This window comes from Sphingobacterium sp. UBA7253 (assembly GCF_002472745.1).
Classification (GTDB): domain Bacteria; phylum Bacteroidota; class Bacteroidia; order Sphingobacteriales; family Sphingobacteriaceae; genus Sphingobacterium; species Sphingobacterium siyangense.
This window is the reverse complement of sequence record NZ_DKSP01000230.1, coordinates 1,311-5,346: the sequence shown is the minus strand read 5'-3', so window position 1 is coordinate 5,346 and position 4,036 is coordinate 1,311. Positions and strand designations below refer to the sequence as shown.

2 protein-coding genes are annotated in these 4,036 nt (G+C 44.3%); one reads left to right on the top strand and one right to left on the bottom strand.

Features of this window, described 5'->3' with window-relative positions:
- On the top strand, positions 1-1,154 hold a 1,154-nt coding region (locus B2X72_RS24470; RefSeq protein WP_286851875.1), incomplete at its 5' end, for a PLP-dependent aminotransferase family protein.
- A 63-nt stretch (positions 1,155-1,217) separates the two neighbouring features.
- Here the strand turns inward: B2X72_RS24470 and B2X72_RS24465 are convergent.
- Entirely contained in the window at positions 1,218-3,854 is a 2,637-nt protein-coding gene (locus B2X72_RS24465; protein WP_286851873.1) for an alpha-L-rhamnosidase, read from the bottom strand.
- Between the last annotated feature and the right edge of the window lie 182 nt (positions 3,855-4,036).

The window sequence follows — 4,036 nt, the reverse complement described above, 5'->3', positions numbered from 1 at the left end:
TCGCCAATAACCGAGAACCAGATCAATTAATGAATAAGGTGTATTCAACCATGGGGCGCCGGGATTTAACCTTATTTTCCATCGGTGTTCCTTCGGGAAGTCTCCTGCCTACCGCAAAATTGAAAAAAGAAATCGTTCTCGCTACACAGGAGCTCAGCGATGGTGGCACAGCATATGAGCCCTTGCAGGGCAATATAAAATTACGTCGTATGGTAGCTGTACGTTCATTGGCCTGGGGTGGAAATCTAAACGAAGATGAGGTCGTTACCACCAACGGCTGTATGAATGCGTTGGTTTTATGTCTGATGGCCTTAACCAAACCTGGAGATACACTGGCTCTTGAAAGCCCCTGCTATCCGGGTATCCTCCAACTTGCCGTTAGCCTGGGACTTAAGGTGCTGGAAATAGCCACGGACCCCATTACGGGAATAAACATTGAAGCCCTCAAAAAGCTATTGCCCGAAATCAAACTCTGCTTACTGGTTCCCAATTTTAACACCCCTTTGGGCTATTGTATGCCGGATGAGAACAAGCGGGAAATTGTATCACTGCTAGCAAAACATCATATCCCGCTGATCGAAGATGACACTTACGGCGACCTCCATTTTGGCACCCAACGCCCCAAATGTTGCAAATCTTTTGACCTAGATGGCAATGTACTCTGGTGCGGGTCAGTTTCAAAGACATTGGCTCCGGGCTTCCGTGTCGGATGGGTCGCTCCTGGAAAATACAAGGAACAGATTATCAAACTAAAACTGATCCATTCCCTATCATCTACAGCGATCATCAACGAGGCAGTGGGAAATTTTCTATTAACAGGAAAGTATGAAAATCACCTACGTAAACTCCGTAGATCATTAACAGAAAACTACCGGCAGTATGCCGCTATCATCGCGGACCATTTTCCGGAAGGTACTAAAATAAGCCGCCCACAGGGCGGACTCGCCCTATGGGTTGAATTTCCAAAACACATCGATACAGGCAAACTATACAACTATGCGCTTAAACTACAGATTAGCATTTCACCGGGAAGGATCTTCACCTTGCAGGATCAATTTCACCATTGCATGCGTCTCTGTATTGGCTTACCCTGGAGCAATGAACTCGCCTTAAAGTTAAAACAGCTTGGTAAACTCGCAAAAGCCCTCCAATAGATTATAACATAAAAGAATAAAACCAACAGTCAAGACAACGAAACAACAAGTCGGGGCCTATGCTTACTTGAGTTCCAGCACCAGCCTGTGTTTACCAGCCTCCAATTGGACGATATCGCTGCCTCTAACATTATCCGGTGGATAAAATGTTGCCGTCGCATTAGCAGGTATTTGGATATTATATACGATCATTTTATCCTTTAACTTCCATTCAGAAACAATTTTACCGTAGGGTGAATCGTAAGAAATAGAAGATTCTTTCAGTTCCTGGGGGAAGATAGGTTTTAAGAGTACATGTTTAAATCCAGGTTGTTCAGGATCTGGCAGAATCCCGCCGATAGATTTAAAAAACCAACCACCGATTTCGCCAAACATCATGTGGTTGTCTGAAATATCCCGTGTTGCTTTTAAATCCCAGTTCTCCAACAATGTTGTCGCTCCATTTACAATCCACCATCCCCAAGACGGGTAGGTATCTTGTACCGCGACCTTATAGGCTGTCGTTGCATAACCGTTATCTTTTAACGCATTCAATAATGCTTTAGCACCCAATACGCCTACATCCAAATGAAAGTTGGTCTCTTCCACTTTCTTATTCAGATTGGCTGCAACACGGGCTTTCATTTCATTGGGTACAACCCCCCAATAGAGTGGTACACTCAGTTCGGTCTGTGTTCCATTGCTATAAACACCCTTGGAAGCATCTAAAAATTTAGCGTTGATGGCCGTCTTAATTTTTTCGCTTAGCAGTTCATATTTTTGTTGATCTGCTGTGTATCCAAACAATTTGGCCGCAGCAGCCAAGATGGTCGCATCCACATAAAAATAAACAGATGAGGTCAACTCCAGATTGGACTGTGACTTCACCGGCACCCAGTCTCCACGCCCAAACGTTGTCAATCCAGACGGGCTGATTCCGTCTACATAATCGACATAGCGTTTGATATTTAGGTAGCATTCTTCTAATGCACGTGGATCTCCATAAAACTGATAGATCTGCCATGGAATGATGGCAATGGTGCTTGTCCAATCCAAACCATTTGCGGTACCGTAGCCCCATCCGCCAGTTGGAATAATATCGGGTAAGACACCATTCTCCTGTTGTTCATCACGATGATCCGCCATCCATTTTTCATAAACTGTTATCCCGTCAAAATTGTATAGAGCTGTTTCAATCGCAAGGTGCCCATCCCCTGTCCAGCCGTTCTTTTCCCGTTGCGGACAGTCTGTAGGATAGCCCATCAAATTGGACAAGTAGGCATTGTTGGTCGCTGTCCATAGTTTATTGACCAACGCTGATGATGTCTTGAGCTGTCCAATAGCAGACACATCACTATGCATAAAATAGGCGGTCACAGCCGAACTATCCAATGCAATTGCGGCACTGCTGCTAACCTCGACATAACGAAACCCTTTGTAACCGAACTTGGCCATAAACTCATCCTCGCGGCCACTTAAGGTCAATATATCGGTCTGAAAAGGCTCCTTTTCCTTATCGCCGCGATAATAAACATCAATATTGGACTGATCAAGATGCCCATCGGCCTGCAATCGCTCACCATGCTTGATACGCAGCATAGTACCCGCAGCTCCTTTCACTCTAATTTTTGTAATCCCGGCCATATTCTGGCCCATATCGAACACATAGGTACGTTGGTCTATCTTTGTCACTGATTTTGGCTTATAGGACTTTACGAGCCGAATCGGTACCATCTGTTGGGAAACGATATGCGCTGATGGCGCATTTCTATACTGAACAGCCGGCCAGGCCGAATCATCGTATTTTGGTTTATCCCAGTTAGGTATTTCCAGTCTTGCATCGTAATGCTCACCAGTGTAAATATTATTATAGGTGATTGGCCCCGAAGCAGTCTTCCACTGCTTATCCGAAACAATGGTTTCCGTCGTTCCATCTGTATAAACAATTTTCAGTTCTAAACAGAATGTTGGCCGGGCCCGCCATGGTGCTTTATCAAAGTTCCAAACGGCCATTGGTTGATGATTATACCAGCCATTCCCCAAAACAACGCCAATAGCGTTCTCTCCTTTTTGAAGCTGCTGGGTTACGTCCGTCACGACATACAACGTGCGTCGGTCAAATCGTGTATACATTGGATCCAGACGGTGGTCGCCAACGCGCTGGCCATTAATGGAAAGTTCATATAATCCCGCTGTGGCAATATACGCGCGGGCAGATTTTATCTGCTTATTTGCCTTAAATTCTCTTCTAAAATAAGGCGTTTCCCGTGCATGAATATCCTTATTGTCGCTGATCCATTTTCCTTTCCAAAGGTCCATTCCCATCATTCCTGTTTCGAAAGATGCTATTTCAGAACGTGTTGATACACCATCCTTATCCCATATTTTAACCTTCCAGTAGTACTTAGTCTGTGGCTTTAACTGTGCGCCGTTATAGGACACTAACATAGCCGAGCTGAACTGTTTGCCACTATCCCAGCTATCTTTTGTCTCTTTCAGTAATGCCAGCGAATCTTGCCCTAAAAGGATCTGATAAGCTTGTTGTACCGCACCTTTACGTTGGTCCTCAAGTCGCCAGCTAAGTCTCGGGTGAATTGCATCAATACCCAACGGATTGACCAAATGTTCGCATGTCAACTGCACGGCGCTGCAGTTGTGTTTAGGTTGGGCATAAGTGTTGCTAGCGATACACAACAGTGTTGTCAATAAAATCCTACGCATTAAAAGATACTATTCTTGGTGGTTGTTAAATTGTTTTAGCTGATTCAAAAAACTAATATATCAAATATTTCCCACATACTGACCTGTACTTTCCTGCACAATATGCCTAAGTCTGTAAAATAAATTTCTTGCAACTTTCATAAAAATAACCTTATCTTAGTCGCAACTTTAGGGGTGTCTGC